Here is a 24,474-nt window from a genome sequence, read left to right as displayed (position 1 = left end):
CTGCTACTCAGGACGGGGGGGCGTCGAATTGTCCGAACTGGAAGCCAAATCCTTTCCGTACAAGTGGAAGTCGTTGTATTCAGCATCCGTCGCCTGGAAAGCGCGGCCCCAGGCGTACTGGTTGGTGTTGGTACTAAGGAATTTCTGCGCACTCTCATCAACGTTGGTGTTGCCAATGAGCCCATTGATCACTGCATCGACTCGCGCGGCCGCTTCCACGGTTAGGCGACGCTTCGCTTCCTCCTCGCTGATTCCTTCCTGCAACGCAAACGATGGAGCATTCTGGCGGATCCAGGTCACTTCGTCCGGATGCAGCTGGCGATTGAATTGATCGCCCGACAACGCTGTCGTCGCCCCGGCCTGCCCGCCCAGTAGGCCGCCGATGGCTGCGCTGCCCAGCTCCATCAATGCGTTGTATGTCTCTTTGTCCGTTATCCCGTGTGCAACGAGGTAATCCGACATCGCACCCTTGGCCGCTTCGGCACCAGCGGCAGCGGCCATTCCTTGTAGCGCGCTCTCACCGCCCAGCGCCGCGATGGCGGCACCCGTCAGGCCATGCAGCAGGACCTTGTTCGTGCCGCCGTCACTCCAGGCTTCCAGACGCGACTGTGCTTCTTTCCTCGTCTCTTCGTCCGGCGCATTCAATACGTCCGCCTGCGCTTTGCGCTGCATGACGGACGCCACGTCGCCTGCTACTCGAAAACCCACCTCGCCCGCGACTGCCGCCAGTTCCTTTTGCTCAGCCAGCTTCTTCTGATCGAAGATGTCCTTCAGACCCGATTGCTGCAGTTCGCTTGCAGTGCGATCCAGTCCAGCCAGCGCGGTCTGATCGCCGTTGCGAACATCGACCGTTCCCGCAGCAATATCGCTCTTCGTCGTACTGCTGCTGTTGCCGCTGCTATTGCCCAGCATGCTCAACGCGGTGCCAGCGGCAACGCTGACCATGCTGCTACCCGAACCACCTGCCACCGACACGCCGCTGCTCTTGTAGTCGGACTCGTTCTTCAAGTCCTCGACGGTCAGGCTGTCGGTAGACAGATGGTTGCGCAATGCATCCGCCGTGCTGGCGATGGCGCCACCGATCAGGTGAGTGTTGCCGCCCACAGTGACATCGAACCCGCCGTTCCCTGCCTGGATGCCACTCTGTTCGGCGACGCTGGTGTAGTTGCTGTTGACCTTTTGCTGGCTGTAGCTGGCGCTGCTGCCCGAGCCGGTGGCAAGCGTCACGCTCGCCTGCTGTTGCTTGCTCTTGTACTCGTTCTCGTCCTGTTCGCTCTGGATCAACAGATTGCCGCCGACCTTGACCAGGACCTTGTCGCCAACCGCCTGTGCGCCCTTGATCGTGGTGTCGTTGCCGCTGGCCAGGGTCAGTTTGTCGTTCGCGGTGACCACGCTCTCGGTATGCAGGTCGCTGTTGCCCTTGGCGCTGCCCTTGCCGGCCGAGACAGTCAGGTAATAGCCCGTCGTTGCACCGACGCTGAAGCCGATCTCGCCGCCGGCGTTCTTGTTCTCCGACTTCGTCGTGTTGTTTTCCTGCTGGCTCAGCAGGTTGAGGTTGTTGGCCGCCGCCAGCGCCACGTTTTCGCCGGCGATCTTGCTGCCAATGACGTTGAGATCCCCACCAGTGGCCGCGATGGTGACATTGCCGTCGCTGAGGATGCGACTGCCGCCGGTGGTTTCCTCGTGCGTCGTGGTCTTGCTCGACGAACTGCTGGCACCGATACCGATACGCAAGCTCACGCCGGTGGCATTGGCTGCTCCCTGAGCACCGTCTGCTGACGCCGTACCGGTCTTCGTTGTATTTCCAGCAACGGCTTCGCCGTTGTAACCCTTCAGGCCATTGCTGGCCAAACCGGCGGCATCGCTGATCGAGTAACCCGCTTTGGCCGCGTACAGCGCCTTGAGCCGATCGTCTTCGACCTCGGAGCCACGCTTGACCGCACCATAGGCGGTTTGTACCGCATCGACCAAACCACCGGTCAAGCCCAGCGAGATACCCGCACTCTGCTGCTTGGACGTCTGCACCGTGTCCACGCGGTTCTCGGCCGCGGCGATGGTCACTTCCTTGCCGACGATGGCCGTGCCGGTCTTGCTCAGCACGTCGCTGCCGGTGATCGATACCGCGTTGCCCGCGGTCATCGTCACCGAGCCGTCGGTGCTGCCGACCAGGCTGCCGCTGTTGGTGATTTCGGTGGCGTCGAGCGTGTCGGTCTTCTTGCTCGCGCCCAGCGTCACGCTGAAGCCGCCGCCGCTGTATAGGCCGGTCTTCTTGACCTGCTTGTCGTGCTCTTCGCTGTGCGCGTTCTGTACGGTCTCCAGGGTCAGGTTGTTGCCGGCCGCCAGCACCACGTCGCCGGTGCCGGCGACCTGCGCGCCTTGCGACAGCAGGTTGTTGCCGGCCGCAATCTGCACGCTGTCGCCGCTGAGCGTGGTCGCCACTGCCGTGCTGTCATGCCACTCGTCGTGCGTGGTGGTGGTCTTGCTGGACAGGAAGCCCTTTTTCTTCTTCTGCATGTCCTGTTCGGCGTCGTGCTGCTCCTGCGCGGCGAGCAGGTTGACGTCGTGGCCGGCGGCTACGGACACGCTGCCGGTGTCGGTGTAGACCTTGGCCGCGGTGAGGTTCACATCGTGGCCGGCCTGCAGGGCGATGTCGCTGCCCGCAGTGAAGTCCGTGCCGTGGACGGTCTCGTCGCGGGTGCTGGTGGTCTGCTTGAAGCGCTTCCTTGTTTCCAGCGTGTCGCTGCTGTCCACTGTGGTCAGCGTGGTGCTGTTGAGGTCGTGGCCGGCGACCACGGCCAGGCCCTTGCCCGCGTCCAGCTTGGCGGCCACCAGGTTGACGTCGTTGCCGGCGCTGAGGATCAGGTTGCCGCCGGCAGTGAGCGCCTGCTGGTCGATGTCCTGGGTCGTGGTGGTCGTGGTGACCTTGGTCTTGCCTTGGCGGCTGTGGTCAGTCGTGGTGGTGCTCTCGCCGAGCACCGAGGTCACGTTCAAGTCGTGGCCGGCCGCGGCGATCAGGTCGCCGCCGGCCTTTACTTCGGCCTGGCGGATGGTGACGTCGTGGCCGGCGGCCAGTTGCAGGCTGCCGTCGGTGACGATGCTGGTGCGCACCGTGGCCTTGCCGTTGGCATCGGTGACCGGGGTCAGCGACAGGTCGTGACCGGCCTGCAGGGCGGCGTCGCCGCCAGCGGTGATCGCTACGCCGTGCAGTTGCAGGTCGTTGCCGGCGAGCAGCGACAGGTCCTGGCCCACCGTCAGGCTGGTGGCGTCGCCGCCGCGGGTCAGGCCGCTTTCGGTGCGCAGCGCGGTGGGCTGCAGCACCAGGTTGTTGCCGGCCTGCAGCGCGGCGCTGCCGCCGGCCTGCACGGCGGTGCCGGTGAGGGTCAGGTCGTGGCCGGTATTCATCAGCAAGGTGTTGTCGGCGCTGATGCCGGAACGGATATCGCCACCGGCCAACGCGTCGCGGGTGGTGCTGAGCAGGTCGTTGCCGGCGCTCAGCAGCACGTTGCGGCCGGCAATCTGGCCGCCGAGGTTGAGCAGGTCCTGCTTCGCCTGCAATGCCACCGTGCCGGTGCCGGCGATGCGGCCCTGGTTCAACAAGGTGCCGGCGGTGGCGCTGACGTTGACGCCGCTGATCGTGCCGCGGTTGCTCAGGCCGGCAGTGGCGTTGAGCGACACGTCGCCGTTGTCGCTGGCGATCAGGGCGCCGTCGCTGCGCAGGGTCAGCGCAGTGCTGGACGACAGGTAGACCACCGGCACCAGCACCTTCTGGCCCTGCACCTCCTGTTCGACCATCCACACGATGTCGTGGGTCAGCGCGGCGACCTGGCCGGCGGTCAAGGCCACGCCGACATCCAGATGCAGCGCGCCGGCTTCGGCCACGCCGCCGTCCAGCAAGGCGCGGTACTGCGCCACGCCGTCGGCGTAGTTGCCCAGGTAGCGGCGGCCGGTCAGCTGGGTGATCTGGTCCAGCACCAGGCGCTGTTCGTAGAAGCCGTCGCCCAGGCGGGTCTGGGTCCACTGCGGATCCACGCCGAGCTTGTCGAGCAGGTAGTCGCTGCTGATGAAGGTGTCGTAATTGACGAAGCGTGGATCGGTCTCGATCAGGTAGCGACGGCCCGGGCGCGTGTTGCGGTTGGCATTGATGCCGCCCAGGCCGTTGGCGGCGCGGCCCAGGGCGTTGACGCTGGCGCCGTTGGCGCCGACCAGGCGGTACAGGCCGCCGATCGGCAAGGTGATGTTGCCCAGCGGGGCGCCGATGCCGCCGACCACTTGCGGCACGGTGCCAGTGCCCGCGTCGATCTGCTGGCGCTGGCCGGCGACGTTGCTGCCGGCCAGCACGGTCTGTGCGCCGCCGGCCTGGACCTGGCGGCGGGTGGCATCGCCGCTGCCGGTGAGCGCTCCCTGTACGCCTTGCGCCTTAACATCGACCGCGGATGTCTCGACGCTTTTCAACAACGAGCCCTTTTCGTCCTCGGTGGTGATCGGGCCGATGCTGGCACTGACGATGCGGTTGCTGACGGTTGCACCGCCTGAGGCCTTGCCGGTCTGCGCCTGCACGGCTTTATTGCCGACACCGCTGGCGCTCTGTGCGCTGCGGCGGTTCAGCGCTTTACCTTGCGTGGCGTTGAATGCGGCGCCGCCGATGCTGCGGCCATCGCTGCCGACGGCGCCGTTGTTGATGGTGGCACCGTTGATCGACACGCCTTGCCCACCGGTCATGTTGGCGGCAAGGGCGATGTAGCTGGAATCTACCGTGGTACTGGAGAGAATATTGGTTTCATTCTCATACCCGCATATCGGCTTCTTGCGTGCGTTCAGACCTGAGACGGTGGTGGCGGCACAGTCATCGATGTAAGCGATCACCTTGTGTTCGACATCGTGCTGGATCACTTTCTGATTCAGTGCCAACGCTTGGTTCGATACAACCTCGCCGTTGTTGATCATTGCATCGGAAAGCCCGGCAACGCCCCGTTGATTGATCCACAATCCACCTGCGGCAGCGATTGTCGATGCATTATTGGTCACGCTCCCGGACAGGGCGATGTTGCCACCTGCGGCGATACGGCCCTCGGCGCTGGCGGCCATCAGGCTCTCGCGTTCTGCGACCGAATATTCTCGATAAACGCCCGGGCTTTTGCCTTTGTATGGAACGCGAATGTAGTAAGCCACGTTGGGATAGGTGATACCTCGACCTTCGATGAGTTCGCTGGGCATCCCCGCATTCGCTTCGGCCCTCTCGGCATCGGATAGCGGCCCTGTCTTGGTGCTTAGCACCCGCCGTTGGTTATTGAGTTGATTGGCCGCAATCGAGATGCTGCCGTCGGCCTCGATGCTGCCGGATAGGTTGTTGACCACGCCGGTGCGTGAAGTGATCGTGCCGCTGCCGTCGCGCGCGCCGCCGATGGCGATGTTGCCGAGGCTGAAGATCTTGGCGTCGCGGTTGAGCAGTTTGTCGCGGACCAGCAGGGTCATGCCGTTGGTGGCGCCGATCAGCGCCGAGCCGTAGGCGGCGTTGTCGGTGGCGCTGCCCAGGTCGGCGCCGTTGACCAGGGTGCCGGTGTCCACCAGTACGTTGCCGCCGACCAGGCTGCCGGTGTTGTAGATGCTGCCGGCCGTGAGCTGCAGATTGTTGCTGGCGGAAATGTCGCCGGCGTTGTCGATGGTTCCGCCGGTCGTCAACTGGGTATTGGCCGCCTGCATCGTGGCGCCGGCGCGGTTGCTGATGTTGTTGGCGGTCACGCTGAGGCTGCGGGCGGCCTTGAGCGCGGAGGCGTTGACAAGGTTGCCGCCGACGTTGAGGCGGAAATCGCCGTTGCTGGTGATGTCGGCGCCGGCGTTGTGGGTGTAGTCGCTGCGCACGGTCAGGTCGAGCAGGTTCTGCGCGAGGATGTTGCCGCCGCCGTCGAAGCCGACGGTGTCGATGACCACGTCGCCGGCGCCGCCGGCGCTGCTGCCGGCGCCGATGCGGCCGCCGCTGTTGCTCAGGCTCTGCAGGCTCAGGCGCACCGCCTGCTCGGCCTTGATGGTGCCGCTGCGGTTGTCGAGCGTGGCGCCGGCGCGCTGCAGCTGGAACGTATTGCCCGCGTAGACGTTGCCGCGCTGGTTGTCGAAGCTGTTGCTGTTGGCGACCAGGTCGCCGCCCGCCACCAGTTGGCCATCGCTGTTGACCACGCTGGCGGCGTTGAGCACGACGCGGCCGCGGCCGCCCAGGCTGCCGCCGGCGTTGCGCAGTTCGCCGCCGGTGCTGAGCTGGGTCAGGCCGCCGCCGTTGTTGGCGATGCTGCCCTGGCTGTTGTCGATGCGGCTGCCGGAGACGGTCATCGCGTTGCCGCTGTCGAGCTGGCCGCCGCTGTTGAGCAGCGCGCCGGTGACCGCGACCGTGAGATCGCGGCCGCTACCGATGCGCCCGCTCTGGTGGTTGTCGAGCTGGCCGCGCGCGGTCAGCGCCAGGTCGCGCCCGGCCTGAATGGTGCCGGCGCTGTTGCTGAGGTTTTCGGCGCCGACGGTGGCGTCGTTGCTGGCGCCGAGCAGGCCGCCATCGTTGTTGAGCGTGTGCGCGATATCGGCACGCAGATCGCCGCCGCTGCCGCCATTGGCAACCGCCTGCAGCGTGCCGCTGCGGTTGTCGAGGCTGTCGGCGCGCACGGTCAGGGTGCCGCCGGCGGCCTGCAGCACGCCGCTGCGGTTGTCGAGCGCGCCACCGAGCTGGGCGTTCACGCCGCGGGCCGACACACTGCCACCGACGTTGCTCAGACTGGCCGCGGTCAACGTGGCGTCGCCGGCCGCGGCGATCGCGCCGTTCTGGTTGTCGATGCCGGCATTGGCGCCGAGTTGCAGCTGGCCCTGGCTCAGGATGCGGCCGCCGGCATTGGCGACGGCGCCGCCGATGCTCAGGGTCGCGGTGCCGGTGCCGGCGTGTTCGATGCGCCCCTGGGCGTTGTTCAGCGACGCGGCGCTGAGGGTGAGGTCCTGGCCGTTGGTGGCCAGCTTGCCGTTGCCGTTGTCGAACGCGCCGGTGATGGCGATGCGGGTCTGCCCGCTGCCGCTTTGCACCAGGGTGCCGCCGGTGTTGCGCAACGACGCTGCGCCCAGGTCCAGGCGCGCGGCCTGCAGTTGCCCGCCGACGCCGTTGAGCGTGCCGTTGTCGAGGCTGCCGCCGGCGCGCACGGTCAGCGCGCCGCCGGCGAGCAGATCGGCGCCGCGGTGATCCAGGCCGTTGCTCGCGGTCAGGCTGGCATCGCCGCCGACGCGGGTGGTGCTGCCGGCCAGGGTGAGCTGGGTGGCCTGCGCGGTGAGGTTGCCGGCGGCGATCAGCTTGCCGCTGGCGCTCAGGATGCGGTCGGCACGCAGGTCCAGCGCACCGCTGCTGCCGAGGCTGCCGTCGCTGCGCACGCCGGCGGCGGCGACGCCGCCGATGGCGATGTCGCCGGCATGCAGGCTCAGGTTGCCGCTGGACAGGGTCTGCCCGGCGTTGTCGATGCGCTGCGCCTGCAGGGCGATGTTGCTGCCGTTGACGATGCCGCGCTGGAGCAGCGCGGCATCGCTGGTCAGCGTGAGCTGGTTGGCCGACAGGCTGCCGGCCACGGTCAGGTCGCCGTGCGCCTGTAGTTGCAGCGTGGTCGCCGCGCTGAGCGTGCCGCTCTGCGACAGCGCGCCGCCGGCTTGGGCGCTGAACGCACCGGCCGCGGCCAGCGTGCCGCCCAGCGCAAGATCGCCGTGGCTGACCAGGGCGACGTCGCCGCTTTCGCTGCCGAGCTGGCCGCTGCTGGCGACGCTGGCCGCTTCCACGCGCAGCGCGCTGCCGGCGATCAGGTCGCCGCGGTTGTCGACGGCGCCGCTGGCGGTCAGGCCCAGGCGCTGCAGGCCGTAGCTGCGCCCGGTCTGCTGCAGCGAACCGACATCCAGTTGCAGGCGCTGGCGCGCACGCAGCGCACCGGCGTTGTCCAGCGCGCCGCCCACGGTCAGGGTGGCATCGCCCTGCGCGGCGAGCAGGCTGTTGGCGGCGTTGTGGACGCTGGCCGCGGTCAGCGTCAGGTCGGTGCCGGCCACGACCTGGGCGGCGTTGCTCAGTGCGCCGCCGGCGCTCAGCTTCAACGTCGTGGCTGCCTGGACGATGCCGGCGAGCGCGAGATCGCCGCTGCTGGTCAGCGCCAGCGTGGTGCCGGCATCCAGCGCGCCCTGGCTGTCGATGCGTGCGCCGGTCAGCGCGATCGCGCCGGCACTGTGCAGCACGGCCTGGCTGCCGGTGCTCAATGTCGCGCCCGCGCTCAGCGACGCGGCCTGGCCGCTGGCTTGCCCGTCCAGGCGCAGGTCGCGCTGCGCCTGGACCTGCAACGCCTGCGCGGCCGTGACCTGGCCGGCCAGGGTGACGTCGCGACCGTGCAGATCCAACGCCTGCGCACTGAGGCTGCCCGACTGCAGCAGGTCGCCTTGCGCCTGCGCCTGCAGTTGCGTGGCCGCGGCCACGGTGCCGCCCAGGCGCAGGTCGCCCTGGCTGGTCAGCGCGACCTGGCCGGTTTCGCTGCCGAGCTGGCCGCTGCTGGCGATGCTGGCGGCGTCCACCTGCAGATCATGTCTGGCGATCAGTTCGCCCTGGTTGTCCACTGCGCCGCTGGCGCGCAGCGTGAGGCGATCGCCCGCGTAGGCCCGGCCGCTGTGTTGCAGCGTGCCGACGTCCAGGCTCATGGCCTGGCCCGCCTGCAGGCTGCCGGCATTGTTGAGGGTCCCCGGGGTGGAGAGTTGCACCGCGCCCTGCGCGGCCAGCGTGCCGCTGGCGGCGTTGTCGATGCTGTGCGCGGCGACGCTCAGGTCGCGACCGGCCACGATCTGGCCCGCATTGCTCAGCGCCGCGCCGGCATCGAGCGCGATGTCGCGCGTGGCCTGCGCCACGCCGGCGATCGCCAGCGCGCCGTCGCTGCGCAAGGTGAGGTCGGTGCCGGCAGCGAGCGTGCCGCGGCTGTCGATCGCGCCGCCTTGCAGGGTCACGGCCGCGGCGCCTTGCAGCACTGCGGCCGTACCGGTGGCGATGCTGGGGCCGCTCAGGCGCAGATCGCCGCCGGCCAGGACCTGGCCATCGACACGCAGCGCGCGCTGTGCCTGCAACTCCAGCGCGGCGGCGGTCTGCGCGCCGCCGGCGACGCTCAGGTCGCGGCCGGCGGCGAGCGTGGCCGACTGCGCCTTGAGCGCGCCATCCACCTGCAGATCGCCCAGCGCGCTGGCGCTCAGCGCCTGCGCGGCGATCACGCTGCCGCCCAGTTGCATGTCGCCCTGGCTGCTCAACGTCACCTTGCCGGTCTCGCTGCCGATCTGGCCGCTGTTGCCGAGGCTGCCGGCGGCGATGCGCAGGTCGCCGCCAGCGATCAGCGTGCCGCGGTTGTCCAGCGCGCCGGCGCTGTGCAGATCCAGCGTCTGGCCCGCGTACAGCTCGCCGCTGTGTTGGAAGCTGCCGGCCTGCAGCAGCAGGGATGTCTGGCCGCGCAGGCGGCCGGCGTTGTCGAGCAGGCCGGCGACGCGCAGGTCGAGGGTGTCCGCCGCAGCCAGGGTGCCGCTGGCACGGTTGACCGCACTGGCAGCGCTCACCTGCAGGTCGCGACCGGCGACGACCTGGGCGCTGTTGTCCAACGCCGCGCCGGCCTCCAGCACGACATCGCCGCCGCCTTGGGCGATGCCGGCCAGGATCAGCTGGCCCTGGCTGCGCAGGCTCAGATCGGTGCCGGCATCGAGTGCGCCGCGGCTGTCGATGCTTGCGCCGTCGAGCGTGATCGCCGCAGCGCTCTGCAGCACGGCGTTGCTGCCGGTGCCGATGCTCGCCGCACTCAGTTGCGCAGCGCCGCCGGCCACGGCCTGGCCATCCAGACTCAGCGCGCGCTGCGCCTGCAATTGCAGCGTCGCGGCGCTTTGCAGCGAACCGGCGACGCTCAGGTCGCGCCCGGCGCTCAACTGCAGCGACTGCGCCTTGGTGGTGCCGCGCTGCTGCAGATCGCCCACTGCCTGCACGCGCAGCGCGGTGGCGGCGATCTGGCTGCCGTCCAGCTGTACGTCGCCACGGCTATCGACCAGCAGCTGTGCGTCCTGGCTGCCGAGCTGGCCGCTGCTGGCGACGCTGCCGGCTTCCACGCGCACGTCGTGCCTGGCGATCAGGTCGCCGCGGTTGTCGAGTGCGCCAGCGACCTGCACGGTCAGCGTGTCGCCAGCGTAGGCGCGGCCGCTCTGCTGCAGACTGCCTGCGCTCAGGCTCAGCGCCTGTCCGGCCTGCAGCGTGCCGGCGTTGTCGAGTGCGCCTTGCACGTGGGCGTCGAGCGCCGCCTGCGCCGAGAGTTCGCCCTGCGCGCGATTGGTCGCACTGGCCGCGCTCAGGCTCAGAGTGCGGCCGGCGAAGACGCGGGCCTGGTTGTCCAAATTCTGATCTGCCTGCAGCGCGACATCGCGCCCGCCCTGGGCGATGCCCGACAGCGAGAGGGCGCCGCGGCTGCGCAGGGTCAGATCGGTGCCGGCATCCAGCGCGCCGCGGCTGTCGATGGTGCCCGCGTCCAGCTGCAGCGCCGTGGCGGTCTGCACCACGGCGTCCTGGCCGAGCGCGACGCTGTCGCCGCGCATGCCCAGATCGCCGCCGGCGACGGCCTGGCCGTCCACGCGCAGCGCGCGCTGCGCCTGCAGCTGCAGCGTCGTCGCACTGCGCAGCGTGCCGGCCAGGGTCAGATCGCGGCCCGCCTGCAACTGCGCCGATTGCGCCTGCAGACTGCCACGCTGCTGCAGGTCGCCGAGCGCGGCGGCGCGCAGGGCGCCGGCCGCGACTACGACGCCGTCCAGGGTCAGGTCGCCGCGGCTGTCGAGCGCGAGTTCGCCGCGCTGGCTGCCCAGCTGGCCGCCGCTGGCGATGCTGCCGGCAGCGATGTGCACGTCGCCGCCACCGACCAGGTCGCCGCGGTTGTCCACCGCGTCGGTCGCGGCGAGGTCGAGGCTTGCGCCGCCGTAGGCCTTGCCGGTCTCGGTCTGGTCGAAGCTGCCGGCGCTCAGGCGCAGCGCCATCGGCATACACGCTGCCGGCGTTGCGCAGCGCGGAGACACTGGCGATGGTGGCATCGCCGCTCGCCGACAATGCCGCGCCACTGGCGTTGTCCAGGCTGCCGGCGGCCAGCGCCAGGTTGCCCCCAGCCACGACCTGCGCCTGGTTCTGCAGCGCCGCGGCGCTGTCCAGCGACACGTCGCCGCGCGCCTGCAACGTGCCGGCCAGGCGCATGCCGTTGCCGCTGCGCAGGGACAGCGTGGTACCCGCGTCGAGCACGCCGGATTGGTCGATGTCCGCACCTTGCAGGCGCAGCGCGCCGCCCGCCTGGACTTGCCCGGCCTGCAGCAGCGCGCCCTGCGCCCGCAGATCGGCGTCGCCGCCGGCGACGATGGTCGCGGTGCTGCGCAGTTGCCCGTCGGCGCTCAACTGCAAGGCGCCGTCGGTCTTCAATGTGCCATCCAGCAGCGCGTCGCCGCCGGCCTGCAGCTGCGCGCTGGTTGCATTGAGCGTGCCGGACTGGTGCAGATCGCCTGCGGCCTGCGCGGTCAGCGCGCCCTTCGCCGCCACCGCGCCGTCCAGCATGAGATCGCCGCGGCTGCGCAGGCTGGTGGCGCCGCGCTGGCTGCCGAGTTCGCCGCTGCTGGCGAATTGCGCCGCGTCCACGCGCAATGCGTCGCCGGCGACCAGGCTGCCGCCGCTGCGGGTGGTGCCGCTGCTGGCGATGTCCGCGTTGCGGCCGGCATAGCTGCTGCCGGCGTTGGCGAAGGCTGCCGCGGCGATGCGCAGGTCGCGCCCGGCGTACACGGTGCCGGCGTTGTCCAGCGTACCGGTGGTCGCCAGGGCGAGGTCGCCGCTGGCGGACAGCACGGCTTTGGCGCCGTTGCCGATCGCCGCCGCGGTGATGTCCACGCGGCCGCCGGCGCTGAGCTGGCCGGCGTTGTCGAGGCGGCCGCCTGCCTGCAGCGTGGCGTCCTGCCAGGACTGCACCAACCCGGACAGGCGCATGTCGCCATCGCTGCGCAAGCCCAGGCCGGTGCCGGCATCGAGCGTTCCCGCCGCATCGATCCGCGCCGCGTGCACGCTCATCGCCGCCCCGCTCTGCAGCGTCCCGGCGTTCTGCTGCCAGCTGCCGCCAGCATGCAGCGCCACTGCACCGCCGGCGTAGGCCACGCCGCTACTGCGCAGGCTGCCGCTCGCGTCCAGGCGCAGCGTGCCGCTGCTGTACAGCGTGCCGCCGGCGTCGAGTTCGGAGCCGAACAGGCTGATCGCGCCGGCGCTGCTGCGCCCGCGATGGTCGACGCTGCCGCTGGCGCGCGCGTCGAGCAGGCCGCTCAGGCTCACTTGCGCGGCGCGCAGGCGTATGCCGGCCTGCTGCGAGCCGAGCGTGCCCTGCTGGGTCAACGTGCCTGCGGCGCGCAGGTCCACGTCGTCGCGGGCGACCGTGTTGCCGCTCAGGCTGAGCTGGCCGGCGCTGTCGATCTGCAGGCTGCCGCTCTGCGCGGCCAGGGTGCCGCGGCTGACCACGCCGACGCCGGCTTCGGTGGCGATCAGGCGGATGCGGTCGGCGTACATGCCGCCGAGGTAGGCCACGTCGATGCCGATCGACGGCGCCGCACCGTCGCTGCCCGGCAGCAGTTCCAGCAGCATGCCGTCGTAGCCGATGCGCTGCGTGCCGGTACTGGCGAGCAGGTCCTTGGCCCACACCGGGCCGCCCACGCTGAGCTGGCGCGACAGCAGGTCCAGGCGATCGACGTTGTACGCGTCCAGGCCGTTGCTGCCGATGCTCAGTGCGCCGCCGGTGATGCTGAAACCGTTCAACGCACCGTCGCTGCCGAGTTGCGGCGTGCCGGTGGCCAGGGTGACCCGCGAGGCGTTGAGGAAGCCGCAGCCGTCGCAGCTGATGCCGTTCGGATTGGCGATCACCAGTTGCGCCCTGGCCCCGGCGATTTCTGTATAGCCCTGCAGGCGGCTGGCGCTGGAGGTGACTTCGTTGAGGATCAGCGTGGCCGCGCCGCTGTTCTTCAGGTTGTCGTTGCCGGCGATATAGCCGCCGAGTTCGGTCTTGGAGATGTTGCCGCTGTTGTTGAGGATCAGGCCGTTGCTGCCGACGTCGAAGCGCGAATAGCGGTTGTGCGAGACGCCGCGCGCGTTGGGGGCGACGATATCGACCACCGGCACACCGTTGGCCGCGGCCTGCTGGCCGGGTTGTTGCCCGCCGGGATTGGCGACCGGCACGACCTGGGCGTAGAGCGGCAGCGAGGTCCAGGTGACGGTGCAGCACAGCAGCATCGCCAGTGCGCGCTTGCAGCGCTCGGCCATCGTGGTGCCCATGCCAGCGGAATCCTTTTCCATCGCCATCTCTCTCATCGCGCCACTGGCGCTCAAAAAACAAAACCCGGTCCGCCCGACGGCGGCCCGGGGATCAGAACTGATAGGTCACACGCACGCCGTAGGCCGGCTGCGCGGTCTCGAAGTCGCGCGGCGCGTGCAGATCCCAGCCGGCGAAACCGTCCCAGCTGAGTCCGCCGCGCGCGCCACGCACACCGACGAAGGCGCCGACCAGGCTGCGTCCGCGCTGTGCGCTGGCGCTGGGGCCGCCGATGCGGCCGGCATCCACGCCCAGGTACGGGACGATGCCCAGGCGCTGTACCGGCAGGTTGAGCGTGTTGCGCCAGTACGCGCCGCGTTCGGCACCGAGGGTGCGTTCGCCATCGAAGCCGCGCACGCTGTAGCGCCCGCCGATGCTGATGAATTCCGAGCCGAGCAGCAGCTGCGAGGCGGTCTGCGCGTGCAGGCTGCTGTCCCAGCTGGCGGCCACGCTGCCGAGCTTGAACGGCAGCCCGGTGCTCACATCCAGGGTGGTGACGCCGTAACGGAAGCTGGGGAAACCCACTGCCGGGTCGTAACCGCTCCATTGCCCGTCGAACCAGGGCGTGCCGCGGCGGTGCGCCAGGCGCAGATCCAGCTGCATCGGTCCCAGGTAGCGGCGGTGGCTCAGATAGGCCTCGGCGCTGGTGGTGTGGCGGCGCTGGATGCCGATCTCGACACCGTCCAGGTAACTGCGCGCCTCGCGTTTGGCCACGACCACGCCGGCGGTGGTCTTGCTGCTGCCGTTGCGATGGATGACCCGCTGCAGGTCGAGCTGGGCGCTGTTGGACGCGCCACTGGACTGGAAACTCTGCAGATAGCCGTCCACGCGCTGGTGGTAGCGGTAAGACGACAGCGATAGCGCGAACGTCCACCAGCCCCACGGCACGCTGTAGCTGAGGCTGTTGCCGCGCGTGCCGCGCTCGGCGCCGCGATCCACCAGGTCGTGGTTGTAGCCGATCGACAGCAGGTCGTTGATGCCCAGCGGCGCGTCCAGCGCGACATCGATGCCGCCCTGCGCGCGGCCGGTGGCGCGCACGCCGGAGTCGTCGGCGTTGAGCACGCTGCGCCAGCGCCGGCCCTGCTGCAGGGTGATCACCAGGTCCGATTCGCCGGGCTGCTCGCCAGGCGCGATGTCGATCTTGGCGTCCTGCGACGGCACCCGCTTGAACTGCTCCACGGCCTGCTCGATCGCGCGCAGATCGACCAGGTCGCCCGGCCGCAGCGGCAATGCGTTGCGCCAGAACGCACGGCCGTCGGCCGCTTGCACGCGCACCTGGCGCAGCCGGCCGGGCATCAGTTCGAAACGCAGCTGGCCGCTGGACAGCGCCTGCTCGGGCACGCCGATGCGGGTGGTGACCAGGCCGCGCGCGACCAGTTGATCGAGCGCGCGGCGGCGGATCAGGTCGATGCCCTCGCGGCCGATGCAGCGGCCCTGGTACTGGCGCAGGTACAGCCACAGCCAGGCAAAGCGCGCGCCATCGGCACCGGCGCCGCCCAGCTGGATGCGCTGGATCGGGAAGCACAGGGTTTCGGTAGGCAGCGCAAGGCTGCGCATGTCGGCCGGCGCCGCCGGCTCGCGCGGGCCGGCGAACGGCGCCTGGCGGTCCTGCTCCTGCTTGCGCTGCACCTCTTCGGCCTGGCGCAGCTGCTCCTGCCGGTCGAGCGTGGTCGGCTGCTCCTGAGCCAGTGCCGGCAACGCGCGGCCTGCGCAGGCGCACACCGCCAAAGCGGCAAGGACGGTTCCCTTTCTCAACGACACCACGGTAGTTCCCCTGTTACGCATCCGGCATCTCCCTGCCTGCGCAAGGCGTCGATCGCATCCTTCCGACTGGCGCTGCGCCTCCCGTGCATGCGGGACGCACTGTGGTGCACGCCACATGACTGGAAAATCCGGGTCTCCCTGACAGGATGTCGGGAGATCCCCTAACACCTGCAGCATTGCGTGACGCATAATTCTTTTTATTCGGAACATCATCAAACAATTCTGCATTTGTCTACGATTGTGTACACGCGTGGCGGGGCGTTGGCGTGTTGGCCGAACGCCGCGTGGGCGTGTCCGTCCCGCCACGCCAACGGCCCCAACCCGCTAAAATCGGTCGATTGCCCGCCTAGGTTCCCGCGCCCGATGACCCCGATCGCCCGCACCGCACTGGCCTGCGCCGTGCTCGCCCTGTCCGCCTGCACGCCGCAGGCGCCGGCCACCGATGCCGCGACACCGCCCACCGCCAAGAGCGCCGACGCCGCCGTGGCCGACGACGACAACCTCAACGCGGTGCTGTGGATGCAGCGCTCGGCCGAGTACCGGGCCGTCGCCGAGCAGACCTACCGCGCCGCCGCCGACCGCCTGGACGCGGCGCTGAAGGAGCCGAACTGGGACGCGCTGGTGCCGGAGGAGCGCGGCAACGCCACGGCCGGGCTGAAGCCGGCGGTGGTGATGGACGTGGACGAAACCGTGCTGGACAACGCGCCGTACCAGGCGCGGCTGATCCGCAACGGCAAGGAATACGACGAGGTCAGCTGGGACCAGTGGGTGGCCGAGAAGAAGGCCAAGCCGATCCCCGGCGTGGTCGATTTCGCCAAGGCGGCCAGCGCCAAGGGCATCACCGTGCTGTACGTGTCCAACCGCGCGGTGCACCTCACCGACGCGACCCTGGCCAACCTACGCAGCGCCGGCCTGCCGGTGGCCGACAACAGCGTGCTGCTGGGCCTGGGCACCGTGGTCAAGGGCTGCGAGCAGAACGGCGCGGAGAAGAACTGCCGGCGCAAGCTGGTCGGCCAGCAGTACCGCGTGCTGATGCAGTTCGGCGACCAGCTCGGCGATTTCGTGCAGGTCGTGGCCAACACTCCCGACGGCCGCGCGCAGCTGCTGCAGCAATACCACGCCTGGTTCGGCGAGCGCTGGTGGATGCTGCCCAACCCCAGCTACGGGTCCTGGGAACCGGCGCTGTTCAACAACGACTTCGCGCAGCCGCGCGCCGCGCGCCACCAGGCCAAGCGCGACGCGCTGGAGCTGGCGCAGTGAGCCGCGCGCCGCTGGCGCTGGAGGCGCGCGAACGGCTGATCTTCGCCCTTGACGTGCCAAGCCGCACCGAGGCGATCGAGTGGATCGAGCGGCTCGACGATTCGGTGGCGTTCTACAAGATCGGCATGGAGCTGCTGGCCTCCGGCGAATACTTCGACGTGCTGGAGACGCTGGCCGCACGCGGCAAGCGCGTGTTCGTGGACCTGAAGTTCTTCGACATCCCGGCCACCGTCGGCGGGGTGATCCGGCGCCTGTCGCAGTGGCCGGTGGACTACTGCACGATCCACGGCTGGCACCCGGCGATGATGCAGGCCGCGGCCGCAGCCAACGGCGGCGACATGCGCCTGCTGGCGGTGACCGTGCTGACCTCGATGGGCCGCGCCGACCTGGCATCGATGGGCATCGACCGCGCACCGCAGGAGGTGGTGGTGGAGCGCGCCCTGGCCGCGCAGGCCGCCGGCATCGACGGGGTGATCGCCTCCGGTCAGGAAGCGGCGCCGATCCGCCGTGCCACCGGCGCCGGCTTCTCGATCGTGTGCCCGGGCATCCGCCCCGGCGGCCCGGTCGGCGACGACCAGCAGCGCACCGTCGGCGTGGCCCAGGCCTTCGCCGATGGCGCCGATGCGATCGTGGTCGGCCGCCCGATCCGCCAGGCCGCCGACCCGCGCGCCGCGGCCGAAGCGATCCAGCGCGAGATCGCCGCCACCCTGGCAAATACGCCAGCGCACTGATCGATCAATAAATATCAATAACTTAGCCAATAAAACTTAAACCATTGCATTAGCTGCGGACTGCCGGTAGCATGCGCAGCGTCCGGCTTTGCCGGAGATGCGCCACAAACCGTTCTCCGGCTTCGGTCGGATTTTGAAGAGGCCCGCGCCTTGGTGCGCGTGGCCTCTTTTTTTGTCCGGCGCGCGGTCGGGCGGCCCGCTCAGCGCGGCGCGGCCGCGCAATAGCGGTCGATGAAGGCCTGGTGCGGCGGCATCGCGTCCACGCAATGGCCGATGGTCTGCTCGATGCTGGCGACGAAGCGTTCGATGTCCGCGGCCGGCACCTGGTCCACCAGCGGGTGGTAGGCGCGCGGCAGGATGCCCTGCCCGACCATCACCTGCACCCAGCTGATCTCGGCGAACATCTCATCGCCATTGCGGTAGAAACGGCCGCTGTCGCCGAACAGGTCCAGCGTCGCCTGCAGTTCGGGCGTGATCGCCATGGCGCGGCACTGCCGCCAGAAGTCGCTGTCGTCGCGCTCGGTGGCGGTGTAGTGCAGCACCAGGAAATCGCGGATGCGGTCGAACTCGAAGGCGATGCGGTCGTTGTAGCGCTGCACCAGCACCGGGCTGATGCCCTCGCGAGGGAACAGCTCCAGCAGCTTGGAGATGCCGGACTGGATCAGGTGGATGCTGGTGGATTCCAGCGGCTCCATGAAGCCGCTGGCCAGGCCCAGCGCGACCACGTTGCGGTTCCATACCTGCTTGCGGCGGCCGGTGACGAAGCGCAGCGGGCGCGGATCGGCCAGCGCCGCGCCGTCCAAATTGGCCAGCAGCGTGGCCGCAGCTTCGTCGTCGCTGATGTGCGCGCTGGAATACACGTAGCCGTTGCCGGTGCGGTGCTGCAGCGGGATGCGCCATTGCCAGCCGGCCGCGCGCGCGGTGGCGCGGGTGTACGGCGTCGGCGGGCCGACCTTGGCGCACGGCACCGCCAGCGCGCGGTCGCACGGCAGCCAGTGGGTGAAATCGTGGTAGCCGGTGTGCAGCGCCTGCTCGATCAGCAGGCCGCGAAACCCGGAGCAGTCGATGAACAGGTCGCCGGCGATCGTGTCGCCCGAGGCCAGCCGCACCGAGAGCACATGGCCCGATTCCGGATGCAGTTGCACCTGCTCGACGATGCCTTCGCGCCGGGTCACCCCACGCTGCTCGGAAAAACGGCGCAGGAACGCCGCGTACAGCGAGGCGTCGAAATGGTAGGCGTAGGCGATGTTGCCCAGCGGCGAATTGGGCGGCGCATCGCTGGCCGAGGTCATGAACTTGCCGCGCCTGGCGGCTACGGTGTTGAGCGTGTAGGCGCCCAGCGGCTTGGCCTTGCCGGCCAGCGCCTGCTTGAACCAGTACTGCTGGAACGGCAGCAGCCCGAGCGAATGCCCGATCTCGGTGCCGAAGCCATGGATGTAGGTGGTGCCCGGCCGCTGCCAGTCGACGAACTCGATGCCAAGCTTGAAGCTGCCCTGGGTCTGACGCACGAACTCGGCTTCGTTGATGCCGAGCAGGTTGTTGAAGGCCTTGATGTGCGGCACGGTGGCCTCGCCGACGCCGACGATGCCGATCTGTTCCGACTCGATCAGGGTGATGCGGTAGTCCGGGCCCAGCACGCGCGCCAGCGCGGCGGCGGCCATCCAGCCGGCGGTGCCGCCGCCGACGACGACCAGATTGCGGAGAGGGGCGGCGATCATGCGTGCGCGGTCCTGTACGGAAAGAAGGGAGTATCCGATACGCGAACGGGGCCAAGCGGCCCCGTCCGGAAAAACCCCACGCGCGCCGGTCGGGCGCGCGCGCGGGCGATGCGGTGGATCAGAACTTGGCGCCGATTTCGAAGGTCACGGTGCGCGGGACGTAGTTGATGTCGCCGGTGGTGTTCAAGCCCACATAGCTGGTGTCCAACCGTCCGCCGGTGCCGAAGTAGTTGCCCGATTCATCCGGGCCACCGTAGATGTAACTCGAGTAGTTCTTGAAGTTGAAGGCGTTGAGCAGATTGATGCGCGCCGACAGCTTGAAGTCGTTGTACACGGTGAAGTCCTTGGTAGCCTGGAAGTCCACCGTGCGGTCGACGCCCCCCCACCTTTGAGTAGCAGTCAGATTTGGAGTCCAATTCCCTAACCCAAGGAGATTGGACGTGAAGAAGCGTTTTTCCGAAGAACAGATCATTGGCTTCCTGCGCGAGGCCGAAGCTGGCATGGCGATCAAGGACCTCTGCCGCCGCCATGGTTTCAGCGAGGCCTCGTACTACCTGTGGCGTAGCAAGTTCGGTGGGATGAGCGTGCCCGATGCCAAGCGGCTCAAAGATCTGGAGGCGGAGAACGCCCGCCTGAAGAAGTTGCTGGCCGAGCAGTTGTTCGAGAACGACTTGATCAAGGATGCGCTGCGAAAAAAGTGGTGAGCGCACCGGCGCGTCGTGCGCTGGTGCGCGAGTGGATCGGACGTGGCGCCAGCGAGCGTCGCGCTCTGGCAATGATCGGTATGAGTGCCAGTGCACTGCGCTATGTCCCGCGCGATGACCGCAATGTCGACCTGCGCCAGCGGATCCTGGCGCTGGCGCATCGGCACAAGCGGTATGGCGTCGGAATGATCTACCTGAAACTGCGGCAGGAAGGGCATGTCGTGAACTACAAGCGGGTGGAGCGGCTGTATCAGGAACAGCAGTTGCAGGTCAGGCGCCGCAAGCGCAAGAAGGTGCCGGTGGGCGAACGCCAGCCGCTGCTGCGGCCAGCACGAGCCAACCAGGTATGGTCGATGGACTTCGTGTTCGACCGCACTGCCGATGGGCGGGTGATCAAATCGCTGGTGATCGTGGACGACGCCACACATGAAGCGGTCGCGATCGAGGTGGAACGTGCGATCTGCGGCCATGGTGTCAGCCGCGTCCTGGACCGCCTGGCGATCAGTCGCGGCCTGCCGCAGGTGATCCGTACCGACAACGGCAAGGAGTTCTGCGGCAAGACGATGGTGAGCTGGGCGCACGGGCGTGGCGTGCAGCTTCGACTGATCCAGCCTGGCAAGCCGAACCAGAACGCCTACGTGGAGTCGTTCAATGGCCGCCTGCGCGATGAGTGCCTCAACGAACATTGGTTCCCGACGCTGCTGCACGCGCGCACCGAGATCGAACGTTGGCGCCGGGAATACAACGAGGAGCGTCCAAAGAAGGCCATCGACGGCATGACACCCGCCGACTACGCCAAACACCTGGCCAACACCGATATCATCAACCCCGGACTCTAAACCCCGCTGCTACTCAGGACGGGGGGGCGTCGCGGTAGCCCCAGATCTTGCCACCGACCAGGAACTTGCCGCTGCCCGGCGGCACGAAGCCGATTTGCTGGCAGGTGGCGCCGTCGGCATCGGTGTGGCCGAAGCAGGCGATGGTATTGACCGGTTCCGGGGTGGCCAACACGACCTTGGCGCCGAAGGTGATGCCCCACGGTCCGTCGATCGAACCGGACGCGACGAAGCGGTGCGATGCCGCGGCATCGGACTTCACGAACGGGTAATCGTGGATGGTCGCCTTGTCGAACCCGTACGGCTCGTCGATGTTGCGGTTCTGGCGCGCGCTGGTGTGGGTGTAGGACAGGGTCAGGCCCCAGCCCGATTCCTTGGTATACGGCTTCTCCGCCGACAACAGCACCTGGCTGCTGCGCTGTTCCAGGCCGTTACTGCCCAGAATCGTGTTCTGGTAGCCGGGGACCGGCTCACCCCAAGGTGCGCTGCCGGTGGCATCGAAGTAAGACCCATCCGGGTAGCGGTTGATCAGCGACATCGCGAAGCCGTCATAGCTGAGGATGCGCTGGAAGGTCACATCGGTGAGCCAGTCGCCGACCTGGTTGCTGATACCGATGCTGTACTGGTCGCTGTACGGAGTCTTGATCTTGTTGTTGAACATGAACAGTTCGGCGCTGCCGCTGACGCCAGGAATGGTGTTCAGCTGGTCCACGCCCTGCAGGTACCGGGGATCCCAATCGGCGCAAGCGCGGTCGGCCTTGTAGCACGCGCTGGCGGTTGGGTCCTTGAAGTAGACCACCACCGGCGACAACGCGGCCTTGCTGGTTTCCAGCGCCAGCTGCTCGAACAGGTTGCGGTCGTAGGAACGGCCCGCGCCGCCGTGCAGTACCGCGCGCTCGTCGCCGAAGAAATCGTAGGAGAAGCCCAGGCGCGGCGCCCAGCCATCCTTGAAGTTCTTGCGGTTGTTGCCGGTGCTGATGTAATCGGCGACATTGATGCCGCTGGGCAGCAGGCGGTTGGCCCAGGGCTGGCCCGGGTTGGCCGGATCGTCGGAGTACAGTGCGTTGACGAAGTCCTGCGAGGTGACGAAGTCGGTGTAGGCCGGGTTCTTTTCGTAGTCCCAACGCACGCCGACGTTAATCATCAGCTTGTCGGTCGCGGCCCAATCGTCCTGGATGTAGATACCGTACTGCTTGGACGGCGATTCCACCGTCGCCTTCTGCCCCGGCGTGGCGTACGGCGCGACGAAATCCACGCGGTACGGGATGGCGGCGATGCCATTGGCATCGACCGAGTAGCTGAACTGCGGATTCAACGCGGCCGCGTCCTGCGAGGTCAGCTTGATGTCCTTGTAGCTCACGCCCATTTTGATGGTGTGTTCGCCGTGCCACTGGAAGCTGGTGAAAGTCAGGTCGTTCTGCAGGGACCAACCCTTCTGGCTCTTGCGCTGCACGTTCAAGCCGCCAGCCGAACCGGTTTCCAGGAAGGTGTACTCGCCGATGTTCGGGTCGTTGTAGTTGAGATACTTGTACGCGATACCGTTGCCGATGCTCATCGGCGTGGGGTTGTTCTCCGAGTTCTCGGTGCCGACGATCAGCTCGTTGAACCAGTTGTCGGCGCTGTGCTGCCAGCGCAGGCTGGCGCGCTTGTCCTTGTTGATCTTGTTGGTGCCGTGGTCGGTGGCACTGGTACCGCCGACGTTGGCGACCTGGGTTTCGTCGCGGTACTGGCCGCTCAGCTCGATGCGGTCGCGATCGGTCGGCTCGAAATCGATCTTGCCGAAATACAGGTCTTCCGAGAACGGCATGTTCGCCGCGCCATACTGGCTACTCAGGTTGGAGGGCAGAAAGCCCGTGTAGGAACCAGCGTTGGCATCGGCCTGGATGCTCTTGGGCGCGATGTTGTCCTTGCCCTCGTAGGCAACGAAGAAGTGCATGCGGTCCTGGATGATCGGGCCGCCCAAGGCGAAGCCGTATTCCTTGGTCTGCGAATCGATCTTGCCGTTTTTCTGCTCGTCCGGACGCTTGTCGCGCAGATCCTGGTCGGTATAGCGGTAGAACGCCTCGCCGTGGAACTCGTTGGTGCCGGACTTGGTCGCCGCGGTGATCGCCGCGCCGCTGATCTGGCCGTATTCGGCCTTGTAGTTGGAGGTGATGACCTTGTATTCGCCGATCGCCAGCTGCGGGAACGGATTGCCCTGGGTGTCGCTCTGGCCGGCGATGCCGCCGCCCTTGACATAGCTCTTCTGGCCGACGCCATCGATGTACAGGTTGCTGGCGCTGGCGTTGGAGGCGCCGCCGCGCAGCTTGGTATTTCCGTTGCCATCGATCTGGAACACCATGCCCGGCACGGTGTCGGCGAACTCGAGGAAGTTGCGCGTGGCCTGCGGCAGCTGCTGGATCTGGTGCAGCGACACCACGTTGCCCACTTCCGAGGTCTTGACGTCCTTCATCGACGGCGGCGCGGTGACGTTGACCGTGCTCAGCGTGGTGGCGTCGCCACCCGGCGCGGCGGCCGTGCTGGCGTCTAGATCGACCGTGGACGAGGAGGCGACCTGCAGCGTCACATTGCGCTTGATGCCGTTGGCCTCGACCGTATAGCTGCCCGGCGGCAGGCCGATCACGGTGTAGTTGCCATTGGCCCCCGCCGGCGTGCGTCGCACCGAACCGGTGGCGGTATTGGTCACGACCACTTCGGCGCCGGCCTGGGCATGGCCGCGCAGGATCGCGGTGCTGGTCTGCGCCATCGCCGGCATCGTCGCGAACAGGCTGGTGGCCAAGGCGCAGCACAGCAGGCTGCGTGCGGGCAGAGTGGACGCGGAACGCTTTCTCTTCATGACAGAAACCCCTCCCAGGGCAGTAAACGGGTTTATCCGTTGTTTTTCTAATTGGATACAGGCAGTGACGGCAAAAACGCGATGGGCGCTGTCAGTCCATGGCGGTCCCTCGCTGGCCGCTGGACGCGCGGACGATCAATTGCGGAACGAGATCGGTGTCGAGCAGAGCTTCCGCGGCCGGTGCGGCGGCTTGCGGTTCCAGCGCGGCGATCAGCAGTTGCATCGCGCGCGCGCCGAAGCCGGCGATGTCCACGCGCATCGTGGTCAGCGCCGGATGCACGTAGCGCGCCATCGGCACGTCGTCGAAACCGGCCAGGGCGATGTCGTCGGGCACGCGCAGGCCGGCGTGGGTGAAAGCGAACAGGCAACCGAGCGCCATCATGTCGTTGGCCGCGAACACCACGTCCGGACGCAGGCCCTGCAGCAGCGCCTGCCCGGCCCGGTAGCCGGAAGCTTCGTCGAAATCGCCCGGCAACACCCGCGGCGGCACCTGCGGGCAACGCTCGCGCAACTCGTCGCGGTAGCCGCGCAGGCGTTCGCGTGCATCGAAGTTGGCGTCCGGCCCGGCGATGAAGGCGATGCGGCGGTGGCCGCTGTCGAGCAGGTGGCGGGTCATCGCGCGCGCGCCGCCGTAGTTGTCCACGTTGAGCACCTGCGCATTGGCGATGCGCTCGGCACAGTTCATCAGCACCGCCGGCAGCGCACCGGGCAGCATGTCCGCGGCGTCCTCGGTAGCGGTGCCAAGATAGGGCGACATGAGCAGCAGCCCGTCCACGCGTCCGGGCAGGCGCCGCACCGCCAGCCGCTGCTCTTCCGGCTCGCCGTGGTAGCTGGACACCAGCAAATGCAGGCCGCGCTCGCGGGCGATCATGTCGATGCCGCGGATCAGTTCGGAGAAGAACTCGCCGTGCAGGTCGGGCAGGACCACGCCGATGGTGTGGGTGCGGCGGCTGCTGAGACTGCGCGCGGCGTGGTGCGGCACGTAGTGCAGGGTGCGCGCGGCTTCCAGCACGCGCGCTCGCACCGGTTCGGCCACGTGCTGGTGGCCGTTCATGGTGCGCGATACGGTCGCCACCGAGACGTTGGCCAGGCGCGCCACATCCTTGATGGTGATGCTCGCGCGCTGCGCGGGCGGGTGTGCGATGCGCGGATTCACCAGCGTGCCTACGGGGCCCGCAACGGCTTGCCCAGCGCCACGCCGCAGCGGGCGATATCAGTGTGATGCAGCTCTCGGAAGATTTCGAACATG

Annotated in this window: 6 protein-coding genes and 3 pseudogenes; 3 read left to right on the top strand and 6 right to left on the bottom strand. The window is 68.3% G+C overall.

Annotated elements, in window-relative coordinates:
• Nucleotides 1-3: 3 nt before the first annotated feature.
• Nucleotides 4-13,360, bottom strand: a pseudogene (locus ISN38_RS20325) (hemagglutinin repeat-containing protein).
• Between the two features lie 70 nt (nucleotides 13,361-13,430).
• Nucleotides 13,431-15,161 carry a ShlB/FhaC/HecB family hemolysin secretion/activation protein gene (locus ISN38_RS10470; protein WP_241753928.1) on the bottom strand — a complete coding sequence of 577 codons (1,731 nt, stop codon included), beginning with the start codon at nucleotides 15,159-15,161 and terminating at the stop codon, nucleotides 13,431-13,433.
• A gap of 342 nt (nucleotides 15,162-15,503) precedes the next feature.
• On the opposite strand from ISN38_RS10470, the gene ISN38_RS10465 reads away from it, so the two are divergent.
• Nucleotides 15,504-16,400: a 5'-nucleotidase, lipoprotein e(P4) family gene (locus tag ISN38_RS10465; protein ID WP_206711794.1), complete on the top strand. Its 897-nt coding sequence runs from the start codon at nucleotides 15,504-15,506 to the stop codon at nucleotides 16,398-16,400.
• The gene (pyrF, locus tag ISN38_RS10460; protein WP_206711793.1) at nucleotides 16,397-17,131 is read left to right on the top strand and encodes an orotidine-5'-phosphate decarboxylase; all 735 of its coding nucleotides are present in this window, start codon (nucleotides 16,397-16,399) and stop codon (nucleotides 17,129-17,131) included. The genes ISN38_RS10465 and pyrF overlap by 4 nt, the downstream gene beginning before the upstream one ends.
• Before the next feature lie 200 nt (nucleotides 17,132-17,331).
• On the opposite strand, the gene ISN38_RS10455 is transcribed toward pyrF, so the two are convergent.
• The gene (locus tag ISN38_RS10455) at nucleotides 17,332-18,849 is read right to left on the bottom strand and encodes a tryptophan halogenase family protein (RefSeq protein WP_047325483.1); all 1,518 of its coding nucleotides are present in this window, start codon (nucleotides 18,847-18,849) and stop codon (nucleotides 17,332-17,334) included.
• 118 nt (nucleotides 18,850-18,967) lie between these two features.
• Nucleotides 18,968-19,234, bottom strand: a pseudogene (locus tag ISN38_RS10450) (TonB-dependent receptor); the annotation flags it as partial.
• Between the two features lie 115 nt (nucleotides 19,235-19,349).
• Here ISN38_RS10450 and ISN38_RS10445 point away from each other — a divergent pair.
• Nucleotides 19,350-20,392, top strand: a protein-coding gene (locus ISN38_RS10445; RefSeq protein ID WP_399507465.1) for an IS3 family transposase whose coding sequence is annotated in 2 segments (ribosomal slippage) — nucleotides 19,350-19,547 and nucleotides 19,550-20,392 — 1,041 coding nt in all. Because the reading frame shifts where the segments join, the coding sequence is not laid out codon by codon here.
• Between the two features lie 31 nt (nucleotides 20,393-20,423).
• Here the strand turns inward: ISN38_RS10445 and ISN38_RS10440 are convergent.
• Both ISN38_RS10440 and ISN38_RS10435 read right to left on the bottom strand, forming a co-directional pair.
• A pseudogene (locus ISN38_RS10440) lies at nucleotides 20,424-23,225 on the bottom strand (TonB-dependent receptor); the annotation flags it as partial.
• A gap of 91 nt (nucleotides 23,226-23,316) precedes the next feature.
• Entirely contained in the window at nucleotides 23,317-24,381 is a 1,065-nt protein-coding gene (locus ISN38_RS10435; protein ID WP_425509968.1) for a LacI family DNA-binding transcriptional regulator, read from the bottom strand.
• Nucleotides 24,382-24,474 lie beyond the last annotated feature (93 nt).

This window comes from Xanthomonas translucens pv. undulosa, from assembly GCF_017301775.1.
In the GTDB taxonomy this organism is placed as follows: Bacteria; Pseudomonadota; Gammaproteobacteria; order Xanthomonadales; family Xanthomonadaceae; genus Xanthomonas_A; species Xanthomonas_A translucens.
Note: the sequence above shows the minus strand (reverse complement) of the source record. Positions and strands in the feature narration are given on the sequence as shown.